Source organism: Labrenzia sp. ATLA3 (assembly GCF_057180185.1).
This window is the reverse complement of the sequence record NZ_JBXUKV010000003.1, coordinates 112,058-128,735: the sequence shown is the minus strand read 5'-3', so window position 1 is coordinate 128,735 and position 16,678 is coordinate 112,058. Positions and strand designations below refer to the sequence as shown.

Sequence of the window (16,678 nt, the reverse complement as noted above, 5' to 3'; positions counted from 1 at the left end):
CGGGATCAGTGTCTGGTTTCACCCGAGCGGCCGGTAGGCCCAAAAAAACGGGCGCCAGAGGCGCCCGTCTGAATTGTTGATCAGGCTGCTGCCTTTTTCGGAGTGATCAGGCCGCGGTTGACGAGAACTTCGGCGATCTGAACGGCATTGAGCGCTGCGCCCTTGCGCAGGTTGTCGGAAACGACCCAGATGTTGAGGCCATTTTCGACCGTTGCGTCCTCGCGGATGCGGGAAATATAGGTCGCATCTTCGCCGGCGCTTTCATAAGGCGTGATGTAGCCGCCGTCTTCCTGCTTGTCGATGACGAGGCAGCCCGGAGCTTCGCGCAGGATGTTGCGCGCTTCTTCTGCGGTGATCTCGTTTTCGAACTCGATGTTGACGCTTTCCGAGTGGCCGATGAACACCGGCACACGCACGGCCGTACAGGTCACCTTGATGGCCGGGTCGAGCATCTTCTTGGTTTCCGCCAGCACCTTCCATTCTTCCTTGGTGTAGCCATCTTCCATGAAAGTATCGATGTGCGGGATCACGTTGAAAGCGATGCGCTTGGTGAACTTGCTCGGCTCGATCGGGTCGTTCACGAAGACCGCACGGGTCTGGTTGAACAGCTCTTCCATCGCATCCTTGCCGCCACCGGAAACCGACTGGTAGGTGGACACGACGATGCGCTTGATCTTGGCGTGATCATGCAGCGGCTTCAGCGCCACCACCAGCTGAGCGGTGGAGCAGTTCGGATTGGCAATGATGTTCTTCTTGGCAAAACCGGCGACGGCATCGGCATTCACTTCCGGCACGATCAGCGGCACGTCGGCGTCGTAGCGCCATGCGGAAGAGTTGTCGATGACGATGCAGCCCTTGGCAGCGATCTTCGGCGACCATTCCTTGGAGACGGTGCCGCCGGCGGACATCAGGCAGATGTCGGTATCGGAGAAGTCATAGTTCTCCATGGCCTGAACCTTCAGCGTCTTGTCGCCGAAGGAAACTTCGGTGCCCTGAGACCTGCGGGAGGCGAGAGCGACGACTTCGTCTGCCGGAAAACCGCGCTCAGCGAGAATGTCCAGCATCTCGCGTCCGACATTGCCGGTAGCGCCTGCAATTGCGATCTTGAAACCCATCTTTGACTAGTCCTTGTCCGTCTCCCCGCTTCGCCAGCCGCCCGGTTCTGGATGGGCGTGGCCGGCTCCCGGCGCCTCCCATCCCCGGGGAGGCGGGATGAGCGGCACCGTCAAGCGGTGGTCTTGGTGGTCTTGGTAGTGCGTTTGAGAGCGGTTGCTGCAGCCGTCCGCGGCTCGCCGCGCATGAACGTAGCGCTGGCAAGGGCCTGGGACATCATATCCAGAATGTCGGCTTTCAGCCGGGTCATCGGGGCTCGCAATCGTCAAAACTTGAGACGGCGGTGTTTTTGCCCGGAAATTCCCGCGAGTCAACAAGGAATAGGCCGGTGTTGCCAGCTAAGTGAACGAATTGATGCTTTACCGGGCCCGGCAGGCGGCACCTGCCTTCGCATTTCCGTCAGATGAGGCGCTTTGGGAACAGGGTGTTCCGGCCCGTTTCAACTGCCCCCAAGCAGATCACGCGGCGAACAGCCGTCCCGGTCCGCGTCCCGCCGTCGGCAAGCCGGCCAGATGCATCATGTGCCAGGCAAGTGCCAGATTAGAGCTGATAACGGGTTTGCCCAGGCGCTTTTCGCAAGTCTCTATGACGGGCAGCGTACGCAAGTTGGTGCAGGAGGCAAAGACGGCTTCTATCTCCGGAGCCTTGCCGACTTCGCAGATCGCGTCTTCCACGGATTGAAGGCTGATCCTTGCGACAACAGCTTCTTCCGCCTGCCCGAAAGAGCCGACGCTGGCGGGGATCACGCCGTTCTTCTCCAGAAGACGGCAGAGCGCGTCGGAGACTTCCGCCACATAAGGGGAGACGATGGCGACCCGTGAGACGCCAAGATGTCCGAGTGCGGCCATCACTGCGCGGGCCGGGTCTGTCACGAGGGCGCCCGGATGAGCCAGCTGGATCGCGCCAGCTACCTGATCCGAGCCGATTACCGTTGCGCCGGAGGTGCAGGCATAGGCAATGACATCAAGCGGGCGCGTGCCTGGAAGAAGAGCGGCCGTGTCCGTCATCCGGGTCTTCATCTGCATGAGTTTTTCGGAAGTGACTTCAGAAGCGCTTTCTATCCGGGCGTGAAGCAGCGAGACGCCCTCCTGATGAAACAGGGGCCGGAATTCGCTCTCGATGGTTTCGTCAACCGACAGCAAGATCAGGCCGAAAGCGGCTTTTGTGGCAGATCCCGTGTCGCAGTCGAAGGGCAGTTTCATGGCGCTGTTCCCGGTGTTTCATGCGGCGATAACAGGAATGTCCGGCGCTGCCCGAACGGTCAGAAACTCGGGTGCTCCGTCCCGAATGACGATGTTTTCCTCGTGAACCATCATCCTGCCGGGGCCAAGCGACAGGCTGGGTTCCAGTGTCAGCACCATGTTTTCACGCAGCAAGGTCTGATCGAAGCTGGTCAGGCTCGGTGCCTCGGTGAGCTGCATGCCAAGCCCGTGGCCGAGCCGGCCGACGTCTCCTTCGCTCTCGCCCAGAACCCCGGCCATGACCTGGAAGAGATCGGCACAGGCTCTTCCCGGGCGGGCGATGGCGGCAGCCGCTTCAACTGCCTGGACCAGCGTTTCATGGGTGGACCTGACAGCGTCACTTGCCCGGCCGATCGCGAAATTGCGGTCGAAATCGCAGAAGTAGCCGTCTTTGGTCGCGCCGGTATCGAGCATCAGGACGTCCCCTTCCTGAAGCGGCCGGGCTGACGGCGGCGAAATGACATCGCCGTAGCCGTCCTGTCCGGCCCCGCCGACCAGATAGGGCACGTCGTCGGCGCCTTGCCTTAAAAGCTCGATCCGGAAGGACCGGAAAACGTCGTTGAGCGGTTGGCCAGCCTGGAAAAGCTTCGGTCCTCTGGCGAAGGCAGCCGAACCGATGCCGCAGATTTCGCGAAGCAGAGCAACCTCGCGTTCCGATTTCACCATCCTGAGGCTCTGGATCAAGTCCGTTCCATCGACATATTCGGAACCGCTGGTGAGATCCTGCAGGCGCTGAAAATCGCGAAGCGGCATGCGCAGCGCGCTTTCCCGGCCCATCGGCATGGCGATTTTCGGGAAGTCTTTGAGGGTATCGGCCAGCAGGTTGATGCCATCATCGACCGGGTGCGGGGCGGAAAACGTCCGGATGTCATCAATCCAGGTGGCGGCCATCAGATGCGCCCCGATCTGCGGAATGACCGCAATCGGCTTGCCGCTCCCCGGCACCACCAGAAACCAGGGCCGGGTCGGGCTCTGCCAGAAAAGAGTCCGGAAGCCGGTGAAATAGCGCATTTCGGCTTCCGTCGTGAAGAACAGCGCGTCGATGCCTTGCGCGCGCATGGCCGTTTGGGCGGCTTGGGTGCGGGCCGCAAATTCGTCTTCAGGGAAATCGGGATCAGACATCCTCCGGTCCTTCGGAGAGATAACAGAGCACCCGAGCCTCCGGACCAAGACCAAGAGTTGAGGCCTGACCGGCAGCGTGGCGCACGGCAGTGATGCCGGCCGAACCGGACGGCGTTGTCGCAATGTCGTTTTCCCCCAGCCATTTGACTGTTTCCGCCGCCTCATCGTCAGAAACGGTCACGAAAAAATCGGCTTCCCGGGCCAGGTATTTCAACGCCAGATGAGACGGTTCCTTGCAGTCGAGCCGGCCCATGTTCGACACCGGGCCGGGCGCCGTAACAGGTTTGCCGGCTTCAATGCTGGCAAGAAGGGCGGGGGCATTTTCCGGTTCCACGACAACGATGGTTACGTCCCTGCCCCAGGTCAGGCGGGCGCCGACGGCACAGGCGGCGGCAAGGCCGCCGACACCTGCCTGCAGGAAGACATGCGTGGGCGGTGTTTCGATCTGCCGTGCGATTTCTGCGGCCATCACCAGATAGCCTTCCATGACGTCGTGTCCGGGGCCGGTCATGCCCGGCCAGGTGCTGTCCGGCAGCAAGGTCCAGCCTTCGGCTTCCGCTCGTCTCTGGGCTTCCGTCATGCTGTCTTCATAGGTGGCCCCGACCCGGACAACGTCAGCACCCCGGGCCTTCAGGCGAGCCTCAAAGGCTTCGGGCACGGTTTCGGCGACGAAGACAGCGGCCCTGGCGCCAAAAAGCGGTGCGCCTGCGGCAAGGGACATGCCGTGGTTTCCAGCGCTTGCGCAGACAAAGGTCATGCCATCGAGCGCGGAGGCGTGCGAAGGCGCCAGTCCGTCCTGCACGCGCTGGTCTGCCAGTTTGGCAATGGCATAGGCCGCCCCGAGAGCCTTGAAACTGCCAAGACCCATGCGCTGCCGTTCGTCCTTCAGGCTCAGGCTGCCGATCACAAGTTGGCTTGCAAGGTCCGGCAGTGCCAAGAGCGGGGTTTCATCGGCCTGTGGGCATTTGCGGAAGAGGCTTTTCGCGCCGGTAACGTCCTGCGAAACGGATCCGTCCGCTAGCCCGGTCTGTTCTGGAAGGCCTTTGCCGAGAAAAGGGTTTTTCAGTGTTTTCATTGTCTGCCCCGCACGGTTTCCCAGGCAGGTCAGCAGCTCTGACGGTCGGTTGCAAGTCTCTTGCGGAAAATGACGGTTGCAGACCAGAACGGGCCGTCTGTGCGATGTGGTGTCCGGTCAGGCCGGCCCGTCCACCGAAGCGCCTGTGACAAGCTGCTTCAGCGGACAGGGTTCAAGACACTCTGCGCTCAGGCGACGGCCCGGCCTTCGCGCCCTGTCCTCAAGGTCAGTAGCGCGATGGCAAGGGCGATGAGTGCGCAGGCGGCAACAGCGCCGACCAGGGGCAAGGCTGTGCGGTCGAAGAACGGGCTGCAGATCAGGATCATCACGCCGCCGGCGACCATCTGGAAGGTGCCGCCGAGGGAGGAGGCCATGCCGGCATGTTCGCCATGTTCTTCCAGGGCCATGACCATCACCGGGGCGATGACCTGGCCGAGGCAGGTGTTGCCGATGAAGAACAGGGCCATCAGCACCGGCAGATCGTCGATACCGCTCCAGACCAGAATGACCAGGAGAACGTTGGCCGCGGCGAAGCCGCTGACTGCCCTGAGTGCCACCCGGCCCATGCCAAAACGTTCTCCAAGTGTGGCGGCGAACTGGGACGACGCGAAGAAGCCGATGGCGTTCAGCGCGAAGACAAGGCTGAAGGCCATCGGGGTCAACTGGTACTGGGTCATGTACACCAGCGGGGCGGCGGCGATGAAGACGAAAAAACTCGCCAGCGAGAACCCTCCGATCAACGTCAGCCCCATGAACCTGCCGTCGCGCATCAGGTAGATGACACTGCGGATGATGGCGGTCGGGTCGATCTTGCCCCGGCGCTCGGGTGGCAGCGTTTCGGGCAGCAGGAAGGCCATTTGCAACGTGGCCAGCAGGGCGATCACCCCAAGGGCAACAAAGATCAAACGCCAACTGCCGAACTGGATGATCAGGCTGCCCGCAAGCGGTGCAAGCATGGGGGACACGCTGAAGACCAGCATGACCAGCGCCATCAGCCGGGTCGCCTTCGGGCCTGTGTGCAGGTCGCGGACCACGGCCCGCACTATGACCATGGGCGCAGCGGCGCCGAGTGCCTGCACGAAACGGCCGAATGTCAGCGCCGAAACGTCAATTGCCGTGGCGCACATGATCGAGCCGATAATGAAGACGACAAGCCCCAGAAAGGCCGGCAGCTTTCTGCCGAATCGGTCTGCCAGCGGGCCGTAGATGAGCTGCGCAAATCCGAAAGCGATGAAATAGACCGTGAAGGTCATGTGAACCGCCGCGTCGTCCGTCTGCAACGCCTTTACGATTTCCGGCATGGCGGGCAGATAAAGGTCGATTGCAAACGGACCGACAGCCGCGAGAAGCCCCAGCACAATGGCGGAGCGGATGAAACCGATCTGCATTGGAAAATCCGATGAAAATGCGCCAGAGGCACAAATATGGGAAAGAATGGAAGATGGAGAAGGCGGGCACTGCCGCACCTCCTTCATATGAGGTAAACGCCTGAAATGCAAATTCAAGCCGCGCAGTGCGTTGTCATGAAAGCTTCATGCAATTGTCACCGATATGGTAATCTGGCCCACTAGCTTGCGCGCAACATCAACCCGATATTTGTGGGAGTGAGTGCAATGGCGAACCTTCGTGGGCGCTTTTTAAAAGGTGTCAGCCTTTCAGTTTTATTCGGCCTTGGCGCGGTCTCGGCGGCGCAAGCTGCGTATTTCGAGCGTATCAACACTTTCCCGGTCTACAAGACCCTGCCGGAAGGCGCGGATAAGGCGACGGAAACCGTCGCGGAAATCATTTCCGCCACCAAGGACGGCCGCACTCTCGTCTTTACCGACAGCCCGGGCGAAGCCATCGTCTTCGTCAATGCGGCCAACCCGCTGAACCTGCAGCCGATGGGCCGCACCGCCCTTGGCGGTGAGCCAACCTCGGTCACCGTCGGCAAGAATTTCGCCTATGCCGGCGTCAACACCTCTGAAGATTACGTCAATGCCTCCGGTCATCTGGCCGTGATTGCTCTCGACGGTCTCGGCATTACCGCGAAATGCGACGCCAAGGGGCAGCCGGACAGCATCGCTATTTCCCCGGATGGCAAGTTCATCGCCATCGCCATTGAGAACGAGCGCGACGAAGACCTGAACGACGGCGTGATCCCGCAGATGCCAGCCGGTCATCTGGCGATCTTCGATCTGGACGAGACCGGTGCGCCGACCAACTGTGACGCGGTTCGTATTGTCGACCTGACCGGTCTTGCCGAAATCGCGCCGACAGACCCGGAGCCGGAATTCGTTTCCATCAATTCCAAGAACCAGGTCGTCGTCACCCTGCAGGAAAACAACCACCTTGCCGTGGTCGATCTGGCCTCCGGCGAGGTTGTCAGCCATTTCTCCGCCGGCACGTCGTCCGCCGAAAACATTCCGGTCATCAAGGCCCGCATGAGCGATGCCTCCGGATCGATCGAAAACGTCAAGCGTGAACCGGATGCGGTTGCCTGGCTCGATGACGAGCGGTTCGTGACGGCCAACGAAGGCGACTATGAAGGCGGTTCGCGCGGCTTCACCATCTGGAACACCAAGGGCGAGGTCCTGTTCGACAGCGGTAACCAGATGGAACATCTGGCCATGTCCTACGGCCATTACCCGGCCAAACGGGCGGCCAAGAAAGGCACCGAGCCGGAAGGCGTGACCGTTGGCGAATTTGGCGGCGAAAAGTTGATCTTCGTCAACTCCGAGCGCGGCAACTTCGTCGCCGTCTACAAGGACACCGGTGCCGAGCCGGAATTCGTCCAGTTCCTGCCGACCCACGTCGGTCCGGAAGGCTCTCTGGCAATCCCGAGCCGCGATCTGTTCGTGGTGGCCAACGAGGTCGACAGTGCGGAAGACAACGTTCGTGCGCAGGTCTCCCTCTACAAGTTCGGTGCGGACGCCTCGTCCTATCCGATGCTTGCTTCCGACGTCGATCCGGAAAAAGGTGCGCCGATCGGTTGGGGCGCGCTGTCCGGTCTGGCGGCGGACCCGGCGGATGCCAACAAGCTCTATGCGGTCAGCGACAGCTTCTATGACGATGCCCGCATCTACAAGCTGGATATCTCCTCCAAGCCGGCCAAGATTGTTGGCTATGCCACCGTTCAGGGCGGCAAACAGGCGAAACTGGATCTGGAAGGTATTTCCATTGCCAAGGATGGCGGCTTCTGGCTGGCTTCCGAGGGTAACCTGGACAAGGACCTGCAGCACCTGTTGCTGAAAGTCAGTGCCGACGGTCAGGTTGAGGAAGAAATCACGCTTCCAGAAGAGCTGAGCGCCCAGTCTGTCCGCTTCTCCTTCGAAGGCGTTTCCGAGTTCGAGATGGACGGCAAGACGCTTGTTGCCGTCGCCGTTCAGCGCGAATGGAAGGACGATCCGAAGGGCATGGTGAAGCTGGCCATCTACGATCCGGCAGACAAGTCCTGGGGCTTCGTGCATTACCCGCTCGACAAGCCGAAGAGCGCAGCCGGTGGCTGGGTCGGCCTGTCTGAAATCGTCTCCATGGGTGATGGCACGTTCGCCATTCTGGAGCGCGACAACAAGGGCGGTGAAGACGCAGCCATCAAGCAGATCACCACGATCTCCCTGGACGGTGTGACACCGGCTGCCTACGGCTCCGAACTGCCGGTTGTCGAGAAACATTATGCCATGGACATTCTGCCGGCGCTGGCAGAAGGCAAGGGCTGGGTTCTCGACAAGCCGGAAGGCCTGACAATCACCGCCGACGGCCGCCTGATCCTGGTGACCGACAATGATGGTGTCGACGATGCGCCGGGTGAAACGCAGCTCATCGATCTCGGTCCGGCAAGCCGCCTGAAATAAGGCGTTTCAAACAGTGCCGGAACCGATCAAGTAACCGATCCGGTCCCTGAAGATTTTCGGAAAACCCCGCTTCGGCGGGGTTTTTTGTTTGGCCTTTGCACTCTGCCCTTATCTTTCCAGCGGGTACATCTGCAGAAGGTATTGAACGTCCATTTCGTTCGCGAAGGCGGCTGGCTGCGACAGCAACAGGTCCCGGATGCAAGCGCGCCGCGCTTTCATGTCCTTTGAGGGGTATGCCTCTGCCGATCTCATCTGCCTTTTCCAGGGTCTCGTTGGGTTTTGCAAAAATCGAAGCAGGCTGAAGCCGTGTCGCGAAGTGAGAGTTGCAGACATTTCCGATCCTCCTGCTTGTTTTCCTGCCTTTAAAATATCCTCGGCAACATTCGGCTGGTATCCGGCCCGGCGTTGTGTTGCTCTACATAAATGAAGAGCCGGATCTCGAACTGGACTGATATCAGGGCCTTCCTGGCCGTGTTCCGGGAAGGATCAACTCTGGCGGCGTCACGCCGGCTCGGTGTTGCGCAGCCGACTGTTGCGCGACGGATCGAAGTGTTGGAACATGAACTGCAGCTGTCTCTTTTCGACCGGGACACGCGTGGTTTTCGGCCGACCCGGCACGCGAGGGCGCTTTACCCGAAAGCCGAGGCCATTGAAGCCGCGATGACAGCGCTTGAAACCGAGGCGAACGGTCTCGCAACACCGCGCCCGATCCGCATCACCGCATATTCGGCAAATTTTTCACCACGAGCCAACAAGATCTTCAGCGATTTTTCTGCCCGGCATCCTGAGGTCCGGCTGGAATTTATACCCACCCAACTCATGCTGGATCTTGAAAAAGGTGAAGCCGACATTGCGCTGCGGCTGACCCGGAACTTACCGTCGCAAGACCTTGTCTGCAGAAAGATCAGCACCGCCAGATATTCCCTGTTCGGGTCTCGTGACTATGCGAAGAAGCACGGCCTGCCCGCATCGCCGAAAGATCTGTCCGGCCACACCTTCGTCACCTTCGAGCGGGAAGATGTTCCAACGACCCTTCACGATTGGCTGGCCTGCCGCGTGAAGCGAGAGCAGATCCTTCTTTCGTTCAGTGAGTTTGAGCTGATGCATGCCGCGATAAGGTCCGGCGTCGGCCTGGGCCTCCTGAACCTGAAGCTCGTAGAACAGGAGCCCGACCTCGTGCGCTGCTTCGAGCCGATCGATGAACTCGCAGCAGAGCATCTCATGCTGATTTCCAGCGAAGCTTACAAAAGACCCGAAGTTCGGAAGTTCACGAAATTCTTCGCCCCGAGATATGCAGCGCTCTTCAAGCCGCTCCCGTGACGATTGCCGGCATTGAACAGGAGATCGCGGGTCCACTCGCTGCGTAATTCCTGGAGAAAGATCCTTCCAAGACCTGAGCGGAGGTCCGGCGGCTTTATGCGGCCGGGCCTTTCCTTTTTGGGAGTACCAATCTCAACCCCAGACAGTTCGTCGTTGCCAGTGCCACAGGGCGGCAAGGCTGTGTAGCCCGATGAGGGCCGCCAGCAAGAGTGCTGCGGCATGGTGAAGATTTGCCGGTGGCAATCCCGCAAGGGCCCCAAGGCCGGGGATTGTACCGTCAACGATCGCGCCCAGGGTGCCTGACAGCAGGATCATGCCAATGCCGCTGATCAGAAGCAGAAGCGGAATGAGGCGCAAGGCCACATGGACGCTCCTGCCGAGGACCGCCTGGAAGCCGGGCTTGACGATGAAGACCGGGGCGGGGGCTCCCTTCATGATCCAGCTGATGGTGCGCACGAGAGCGAGACCACCGGCCGACAAACCAAGCGCCAGATGGGATTTCAAAAGGGTTGCGGAAAACGTGTCGCTGTTCGTCATGGCGTAGCCTGTCGCCAGGGCGCCAATGGTAAGACCGGCAATGGTCCAATGCAGCAACCGGATACTGGAACTGGGGGAAGACATCATTCGTCCTCCCGGATCACGGTGTAGAGCGCGGCATGAAAATCGATCCCCTTGAACTCCGAGACAATGCCGCTTTTGCCAAGCTTCTGAATGGCGGCCTGATAGGTCTCGGGACTTTCCCAAAGCGCGACATTGACCAGTTGGAACTTCGCCCGCGGGGACAGGGACTGGTGCAGACGCGTGGTGATGTAGCCGGGTTGTTCTTTCAGGAAATCGTGGGCTTTTTCCCAGCCGCGGACAGCATCGGAAAGGCGGTCTTGCGGAACCTCGAAGGAATTGATCAGCGTGACGGGGGCTTTTGAGGTGATTTCATTCGCCATGGCGGAAACTCCCAGGTTGGCGGTTAGTAAACAAAGCGCGGCCAGGTGAACGGCACGTCGGGTCCAGAGTGATGTCATTTTCATCTCCTTTTATATAGCAAGCTATGTTTATTTATATAGTAAGCTATCTATCGTATATGCAAGGGATGACATTCGAAAAAGATTCCTCCGCTGGATATCTGGCAAACCAGATGGCCCGGTTGTTTGCTGCGGGTCTCCAGCGCCGTATCCGGCCCCTTGGCCTGTCGCCAGGGCAGTTTCCGGCGCTGCTCGCGCTGTGGGCGAAGGAGGGGCGCACGCAAAAGGAACTGGTGCAACTGCTTGATATTGAGCAGGCGACACTGGCCAACACGCTGGCGCGGATGGAACGCGACGGCCTGATCACGCGCCGGGCGAGCGAGGAAGACGGACGGGTTCAGGAGATTTTCCTGACGGACAAGGCACGGGTTCTGGAGAAGGAAGCCGTCGGCGCAGCGACTGCGCAGAACGCCGAGGCACTGGAAGGATTTTCGGAACAGGAAAAAGCTCAGTTCCTGGATTTCATGCACAGGGCCGTTGCCGCCATGCAGAAAGCCCAGTCCGGTAACTCCCGGTGAGTGCCAGCCTGCTGGGTCTTTTCGGCGTGTCGTTTCTCGCCGCCACCTTGCTGCCTGCCCAATCCGAACTGGGCCTTTCCGGCTTGATCGCGCTGGGAACGGACCCGGTTTTTCTGCTGGTTGCCGCCGCAAGCCTCGGCAACACGCTCGGGTCGATGGTCAACTGGGGTCTGGGACGGGCGGCAACCGCGTGGTCGACCGCGTCCTGGTTTCCGGTCAAGCCAGACAAGCTTGCCAAGGCGACGGGCTGGTATCACCGGTACGGACGCTGGAGCCTGCTGTTGAGCTGGGCACCGATCATCGGCGATCCCCTGACACTGGCGGCGGGTGTGCTGAAGGAACCGTTCTGGAGCTTCACCCTGCTGGTCGCCATTGCAAAGACCACGCGCTATGTGCTGGTTGCGCTCATCACGTTGCAGGTCATCTGAGTTTGCGGGCCAGATGACGGAAAGTGCCCGGCTGTTTCCAGCCGGGCGAGTGACGCGGATTCAGATCAGTCCCCGGCACGATACTCGGGCGGTATCGTGAAGACTTCGTCGGCGCGGCCATAGCCGCCGTCCTTGACCTCTTCCACCAGAACCATGGTGTTGGGCCGCACGATCTCGCCGAAAAAGGAAACCAGCAGGTCGGTGGTCTTGTGGATCAGATCTTCCTTTTGCGCTGTGCTCAACGCGGCTTCGGGCAGTTTGTAATTTGCAAAGGGCATTACAATTCTCCTTGGGGTTTGGTGAAAGTGTCTAGATGATGCCGCCGTTGGCGCGCAGAACCTGGCCATTCATCCAGTCCCCATCGGGACCAGCCAGAAACGCAACGGTTGCGGCGATGTCCTCGGGGGTGCCGAGACGGCCAAGCGGGTTTGATTTCCGGATCGTTTCCACAAGCTCCGCCGGCTTGCCGGCAAGGAAAAAGTCAGTCTCAACCGGTCCGGGGGCAATCGCGTTGACCCGGATGCCACGCGGGCCAAGCTCTTTCGCCAGAACCCGGGTCATGGCTTCAACGGCGGCCTTGGTCGCGGCGTAGAGGCCGTAGTGAGGCTGATAGAGACCGACCACACTGGAGGAAATGCTGATGATCCGGCCACCATCCGCGAGCCGGCTCGACGCGAGCCGCATGGCGCGGAAAACACCACCGAGATTGACCGCGCATTGTCTGTCGAAATCTTCGTCGCTTGCTTCGGCAATGGCGGCATTGCGCATGGTGCCGGCATTGTTGACGAGTACCCCCACCGGACCGAAGGCCTTTTCTGCAGCCTCGAAAAGACGCTCGTGGCTCGCTGTCTCGGCAATGTCTCCCTGGATCGCCATTGCCTTGCCGCCCTGGTCTTCCAGGCTTTTGACAAGTGCGTGAGCCGCGGCTTCATCCTTGTCGTAATTGATGACCACCTGAAAGCCATCGCGCGAAAGCCTGCGGGCTATGGCTGCGCCTATGCCTTTGCTGGCGCCGGTGACGATGGCGGTGTCGAGATCTGGTGTCATGTAAGTCTCCTTCTCGTTGATCCTGAAGATAGCGAGGCGGAAACTCCGGATAATGATGCTTTAACTGAAAAGATAATCCGGATAATAAGAACAAATGTACGGCAAGTTCGACGCAATGCAGCTCTTTGTCCGGGTGGTCGAACGGGGCAGCTTCACTGCTGCCGCGGCAGATCTGAACCTGCCACGGTCCACCGCCACGGATGTGATCCAGCGTCTTGAGCGTGATCTCGCCTGCCGGTTGCTGGAGCGCACCACACGCCATGTGACGCCGACTCCGGATGGCGAAGCCTATTACCGGCGATGTGTGTCAATCCTGGCGGAAGTGGAGGAAGCCGAGGGCGCGCTGCGCGGGCATGAGCCTGCCGGACAGTTGCGGGTCGATGTGCCGGGACGGCTGACCCGCACCTTCCTGTTGCCGCACCTGCCGGACTTCATGGCGCGTTATCCGAAGATCGACTTGCAGCTCGGCCAGGGAGAGCGCCTGGTGGATCTGGTGCGCGAGGGGGTCGACTGCGTGCTGCGTGCCGGCGTGCCGGACGACAGCGGCTTGATCATGCGAAAGTTGACGGAGATCGCGGAGATCACCTGTGCCAGCCCGGACTATCTGGCCACGCACGGTACGCCGACAAGTCTTGAGGATCTGGAAGGGCACCTGATGGTCGGCTTCCTGTCGTCACGGACGAGCGCTGTCATGCCGCTTGACTTCCGGACGTCCGCAGGCGTGCGCGAAATAATGCTGCCCAGCCGGATCGTCGCCAACGATGCCGAAACGGTACACCAACTCGGGTGTCTTGGGTTCGGACTGTTCCAGGCGCCTCGCTACCGGCTTGCCGAAGATCTGGAAAGCGGAGCGCTGGTGCAGGTCCTGCCGGATTTGCCGCCGACCTCGTTGCCTTTGGCTGCGTTCTACCCCCAGAACCGCCAGCTTTCACCGCGCGTTCGTGTCTTTGTCGAATGGGTGGCCGGCATCTTCGCCGCGGCGGACATTTAGGCCTTAGATCGTCTGGATCAGATCCCACTTGTTGCCGAACGGGTCCTGGAAGACGGCGACCTTGCCATAGGCTTCCTGGCGGGGAGCCTCCAGAAAGCTGACACCAGCCGTCAGCATCGCCTGATGGTCGCGGTCGAAGTCGTCGGTGTGCAGGAACAGGAACACGCGTCCGCCGGTCTGATTGCCGATGGCGGCTTGCTGGCTGTCTCCATCGGCCTTTGCAAGCAGAAGACGGGTCTCGGTACTGCCCTTTGGGGCGACAAGCACCCAGCGCTTGTTGACGCCAAGGTGTGTATCTTCGATCAGATCGAAGCCGAGCTTGCCGGTGTAATAGGCGATGGCCTCGTCATAGTCGGGCACGACAAGGGCAATCGCTCCAATCATCTGTTTCATTGAAGACCGGGTCCTACTGAGCGCGCCGGTAGACGGACACATTCGTGTAACTTGCGACATCCACCAGGTGGACGGTCTGGGTTACGGTCAGGGTTCTGCCGTCTTCGGACAGTTCCCGGTCGGCCTTCATGATGGTCAGTCCGCCGCGGCGGGCTTCCGAAATCAGGTTGCGGTCGCCGTTGAAGACGAGACGCATGGCATCAACCAGGCCGCTTTTGCCGAGGCGGACTTCAGGCCCGTCAGGCATCGCCTCGAAGGTGTCATTGGTCACTTCGCCGTCGGCGGCGACCTGGTTCATGATGAACACCGCAACGCCGAAATTGTCTTCGATCTTCAGCGTGGCGCTTCGGGGCGGTTCACCCTGCTCGAAGTCGCTTTCCTCCGTGTCGAGGATCCAGGTGCCGAGAAAGGGGGCGAGTTTGTCTTCGATCATGGGACCAATGGTGTCTTGAAAAGGGAAAGCCGCCACCGGGATAACCGGTGACGGCCCTGCTTGCAAATGGCGATTGCCTATCAGGCGCTCAAGGCGTCCAGTTCGGCAATGATGGCGTCGCCCATTTCCACGGTGGAAACGGTTGCCTGGCCAGCCGCCGCGATGTCCTTGGTACGCAGGCCCTTGTCGAGGGCGTTGGCGATTGCCTTGTCGAGCTTGTCGGCAGCAGCGACTTCCTCGAAGGAGTAGCGCAGCGCCATGCCGAAGCTGGCGATCATGGCAATCGGGTTGGCCGCGCCTGTGCCGGCGATGTCCGGAGCCGATCCATGGACGGGCTCATAAAGGGCTTTGCGCTTGCCGGTGACGCCGTCCGGAGCGCCGAGCGACGCGGACGGAAGCATGCCGAGCGAGCCGGTCAGCATGGCGGCAACGTCGGACAGCATGTCGCCGAAGAGGTTGTCCGTCACGATGACATCGAACTGCTTTGGCCAGCGAACGAGCTGCATGCCGCCGGCATCGGCCAGCATGTGCTCCAGCTGAACGTCTTCGTAGCCGTTCTTGTGCGTCTGGGTCACGACCTCGTTCCACAGAACACCGGACTTCATCACGTTCCGCTTTTCCATGGACGTGACCTTGTTGCCGCGCGTGCGTGCCAGCTCGAAGGCGACGCCGGAAATGCGCTCGATCTCGTAGGTGTCATAGACCTGCGTGTCGATGCCACGCTTCTGGCCGTTGCCAAGGTCGATGATTTCCTTCGGTTCGCCAAAATAGACGCCGCCGGTCAGCTCGCGCACGATCAGGATGTCGAGACCTTCGATCACGTCCTTTTTCAGCGAAGACGCATCGGCAAGCGCCGGATAACAGATGGCCGGGCGCAGGTTGGCGAAAAGCTGCATGTCCTTGCGCAGGCGCAGCAGGCCGGCTTCCGGGCGTGCCTCGTAAGGAACGTCGTCCCACTTCGGACCGCCCACGGCACCGAAAATCACGGCGTCGGCTGCCATGGCCTTGGCCATGTCTTCTTCGGAGATCGACTGACCGTGTGCATCATAGGCAGAGCCGCCGACCAGGCCTTCGTCGGTTTCAAAGGACATGCCGCCCTTTTCGTTGAACCAGCGAATAACCTTTTTCACTTCCTGCATGATTTCCGGGCCAATGCCGTCACCCGGCAGAAGCAGAAGGTTTTGTGAAGCCATGGGTGTTCCATCCCGCATTTTGAGAAATCTGATGGCGATGGGTTAGCGCGTCGGCCGTTGTCTTTCAAGATGAAGCCAGTTGCGAAGAACTCAAGCAAGCCATCGGGAAAGGTCAAGAACGGCAGAACGCTTAAGGCTGTGAGGGCGTTGCGACCATTTTCCCGAGGGCGCCGGCAGCCGTCAGCCGAGCCATCCGCGTGCAGCCTGCCACAGGAGATTCAGCGCGAGCAGGGTCATCACCCACTTGAAGCCGGTCTTGAAGCTCTTTTCATTCATGCGGCCGAGCAGGCGGCTGCCGGAAAGCGTGCCGAGAAAGCCGCTGACGATCATCAGCACGATCAGTCCGAACCAGGGCGCGAAGGCAAAGCCGAGGGCGCCGAAGGCGATGATCTTGAAGATATGCATGATCAGCGCGGTGACCGCCTGGTTGGCGACAAACTGGTGGCGCGTCAAGCCCAGGGTGGACAGCACGGCGGCGCCGATGGGGCCGGCCGCACCGAAGAACATGGACAGGAAAGTCGAGACAAAGCCCGCAGCCGCCATGGCGCTTTTCGGGGCCTTGCCGAAGCGGGGCGCCTTGCCCCAGACGACCCACAAGACGAACAGGCCGATGCCCGCCCTGAGAACGGTGGGGGGCAATTCCATGGCAATTGAACCGCCGACCGCAGCACCGAATGCGGCCCCGATCGCAAACCAAAGCGCAATCAGCCAGTCGACATGCTTGAGTTGGACCAAGGCGCGCCCGGCATTCGACCCGAGCTGCACGACACCGTGAACCGGCACCAGTGCAGTGGCGGGCATGAGGGTCGCCATGATCGCGATCAAGGCGACCCCGCCGCCAAGGCCGACGGCTGCAGCCAGGGCAGAGGTGAAGAAACTTGCGATGATCAGCGTCAGCGAAGCGGCAAGGTGCAGCTGATCGGGAAAGAAGAAACCGGCTATGTCCGGCATG

Annotated in this window: 19 protein-coding genes; 5 read left to right on the top strand and 14 right to left on the bottom strand. The window is 60.6% G+C overall.

The window, feature by feature from the left end; translation table 11 throughout:
* Positions 1-80: 80 nt before the first annotated feature.
* The 6 genes from AC2A6O_RS08505 to AC2A6O_RS08480 all read right to left on the bottom strand — a co-directional run bounded on the left by AC2A6O_RS08505 (position 81) and on the right by AC2A6O_RS08480 (position 5,939).
* Entirely contained in the window at positions 81-1,115 is a 1,035-nt protein-coding gene (locus tag AC2A6O_RS08505; RefSeq protein WP_498926460.1) for an aspartate-semialdehyde dehydrogenase, read from the bottom strand.
* Positions 1,116-1,225: 110 nt separating this feature from the next.
* On the bottom strand, positions 1,226-1,363 hold the full coding sequence (locus AC2A6O_RS08500) for a hypothetical protein (RefSeq protein WP_006937785.1): 138 nt from the start codon (positions 1,361-1,363) through the stop codon (positions 1,226-1,228).
* Between the two features lie 208 nt (positions 1,364-1,571).
* A complete protein-coding gene (locus AC2A6O_RS08495; RefSeq protein WP_498926459.1) occupies positions 1,572-2,315 on the bottom strand; it encodes a maleate cis-trans isomerase family protein in 744 nt (247 codons plus the stop codon).
* 18 nt (positions 2,316-2,333) lie between these two features.
* Complete coding sequence (locus AC2A6O_RS08490; protein ID WP_498926458.1) at positions 2,334-3,476, bottom strand: M24 family metallopeptidase; 1,143 nt, start codon at positions 3,474-3,476, stop codon at positions 2,334-2,336.
* Positions 3,469-4,551 carry a pyridoxal-phosphate dependent enzyme gene (locus AC2A6O_RS08485; protein ID WP_498926457.1) on the bottom strand — a complete coding sequence of 361 codons (1,083 nt, stop codon included), beginning with the start codon at positions 4,549-4,551 and terminating at the stop codon, positions 3,469-3,471. The genes AC2A6O_RS08490 and AC2A6O_RS08485 overlap by 8 nt, the downstream gene beginning before the upstream one ends.
* 188 nt (positions 4,552-4,739) lie before the next feature.
* A complete protein-coding gene (locus tag AC2A6O_RS08480) occupies positions 4,740-5,939 on the bottom strand; it encodes a multidrug effflux MFS transporter (RefSeq protein ID WP_498926456.1) in 1,200 nt (399 codons plus the stop codon).
* Positions 5,940-6,164: 225 nt separating this feature from the next.
* On the opposite strand from AC2A6O_RS08480, the gene AC2A6O_RS08475 reads away from it, so the two are divergent.
* Both AC2A6O_RS08475 and AC2A6O_RS08470 read left to right on the top strand, forming a co-directional pair.
* Positions 6,165-8,384: an esterase-like activity of phytase family protein gene (locus AC2A6O_RS08475; RefSeq protein WP_498926455.1), complete on the top strand. Its 2,220-nt coding sequence runs from the start codon at positions 6,165-6,167 to the stop codon at positions 8,382-8,384.
* 423 nt (positions 8,385-8,807) lie between these two features.
* Positions 8,808-9,704 carry a LysR family transcriptional regulator gene (locus AC2A6O_RS08470; protein ID WP_498926454.1) on the top strand — a complete coding sequence of 299 codons (897 nt, stop codon included), beginning with the start codon at positions 8,808-8,810 and terminating at the stop codon, positions 9,702-9,704.
* Positions 9,705-9,836: 132 nt separating this feature from the next.
* Here the strand turns inward: AC2A6O_RS08470 and AC2A6O_RS08465 are convergent, their stop codons facing one another.
* Positions 9,837-10,325, bottom strand: coding sequence for a cytochrome b/b6 domain-containing protein (locus tag AC2A6O_RS08465; protein ID WP_498926453.1), 489 nt, complete (start codon positions 10,323-10,325; stop codon positions 9,837-9,839).
* Complete coding sequence (locus AC2A6O_RS08460; protein WP_498926452.1) at positions 10,325-10,723, bottom strand: antibiotic biosynthesis monooxygenase family protein; 399 nt, start codon at positions 10,721-10,723, stop codon at positions 10,325-10,327. The genes AC2A6O_RS08465 and AC2A6O_RS08460 overlap by 1 nt, the downstream gene beginning before the upstream one ends.
* Before the next feature lie 68 nt (positions 10,724-10,791).
* Between AC2A6O_RS08460 and AC2A6O_RS08455 the strand changes: the two genes are divergently transcribed.
* Together AC2A6O_RS08455 and AC2A6O_RS08450 are read left to right on the top strand one after the other, a co-directional pair.
* A complete protein-coding gene (locus tag AC2A6O_RS08455; RefSeq protein ID WP_162855007.1) occupies positions 10,792-11,241 on the top strand; it encodes a MarR family winged helix-turn-helix transcriptional regulator in 450 nt (149 codons plus the stop codon).
* Complete coding sequence (locus AC2A6O_RS08450; RefSeq protein WP_498926451.1) at positions 11,238-11,669, top strand: YqaA family protein; 432 nt, start codon at positions 11,238-11,240, stop codon at positions 11,667-11,669. The genes AC2A6O_RS08455 and AC2A6O_RS08450 overlap by 4 nt, the downstream gene beginning before the upstream one ends.
* A 65-nt stretch (positions 11,670-11,734) precedes the next feature.
* Here AC2A6O_RS08450 and AC2A6O_RS08445 read toward each other — a convergent pair whose 3' ends face one another.
* Positions 11,735-11,947: a tautomerase family protein gene (locus AC2A6O_RS08445; protein WP_498926450.1), complete on the bottom strand. Its 213-nt coding sequence runs from the start codon at positions 11,945-11,947 to the stop codon at positions 11,735-11,737.
* A 31-nt stretch (positions 11,948-11,978) separates the two neighbouring features.
* On the bottom strand, positions 11,979-12,716 hold the full coding sequence (locus tag AC2A6O_RS08440; RefSeq protein ID WP_498926449.1) for an SDR family oxidoreductase: 738 nt from the start codon (positions 12,714-12,716) through the stop codon (positions 11,979-11,981).
* A gap of 94 nt (positions 12,717-12,810) precedes the next feature.
* Between AC2A6O_RS08440 and AC2A6O_RS08435 the strand changes: the two genes are divergently transcribed.
* Positions 12,811-13,707 (top strand): LysR family transcriptional regulator, encoded by an 897-nt coding sequence (locus tag AC2A6O_RS08435; protein WP_498926448.1) that lies wholly within the window; start codon positions 12,811-12,813, stop codon positions 13,705-13,707.
* Positions 13,708-13,710: 3 nt separating this feature from the next.
* Here the strand turns inward: AC2A6O_RS08435 and AC2A6O_RS08430 are convergent, their stop codons facing one another.
* The 4 genes from AC2A6O_RS08430 to AC2A6O_RS08415 all read right to left on the bottom strand — a co-directional run bounded on the left by AC2A6O_RS08430 (position 13,711) and on the right by AC2A6O_RS08415 (position 16,677).
* The gene (locus AC2A6O_RS08430) at positions 13,711-14,100 is read right to left on the bottom strand and encodes a VOC family protein (RefSeq protein ID WP_498926447.1); all 390 of its coding nucleotides are present in this window, start codon (positions 14,098-14,100) and stop codon (positions 13,711-13,713) included.
* 13 nt (positions 14,101-14,113) lie between these two features.
* Positions 14,114-14,533 carry a hypothetical protein gene (locus AC2A6O_RS08425; protein ID WP_148583571.1) on the bottom strand — a complete coding sequence of 140 codons (420 nt, stop codon included), beginning with the start codon at positions 14,531-14,533 and terminating at the stop codon, positions 14,114-14,116.
* An 80-nt stretch (positions 14,534-14,613) separates the two neighbouring features.
* Positions 14,614-15,726 carry a 3-isopropylmalate dehydrogenase gene (gene leuB / locus AC2A6O_RS08420; RefSeq protein ID WP_148583570.1) on the bottom strand — a complete coding sequence of 371 codons (1,113 nt, stop codon included), beginning with the start codon at positions 15,724-15,726 and terminating at the stop codon, positions 14,614-14,616.
* Between the two features lie 180 nt (positions 15,727-15,906).
* On the bottom strand, positions 15,907-16,677 hold the full coding sequence (locus tag AC2A6O_RS08415) for a sulfite exporter TauE/SafE family protein (protein WP_498926446.1): 771 nt from the start codon (positions 16,675-16,677) through the stop codon (positions 15,907-15,909).
* Between the last annotated feature and the right edge of the window lies 1 nt (position 16,678).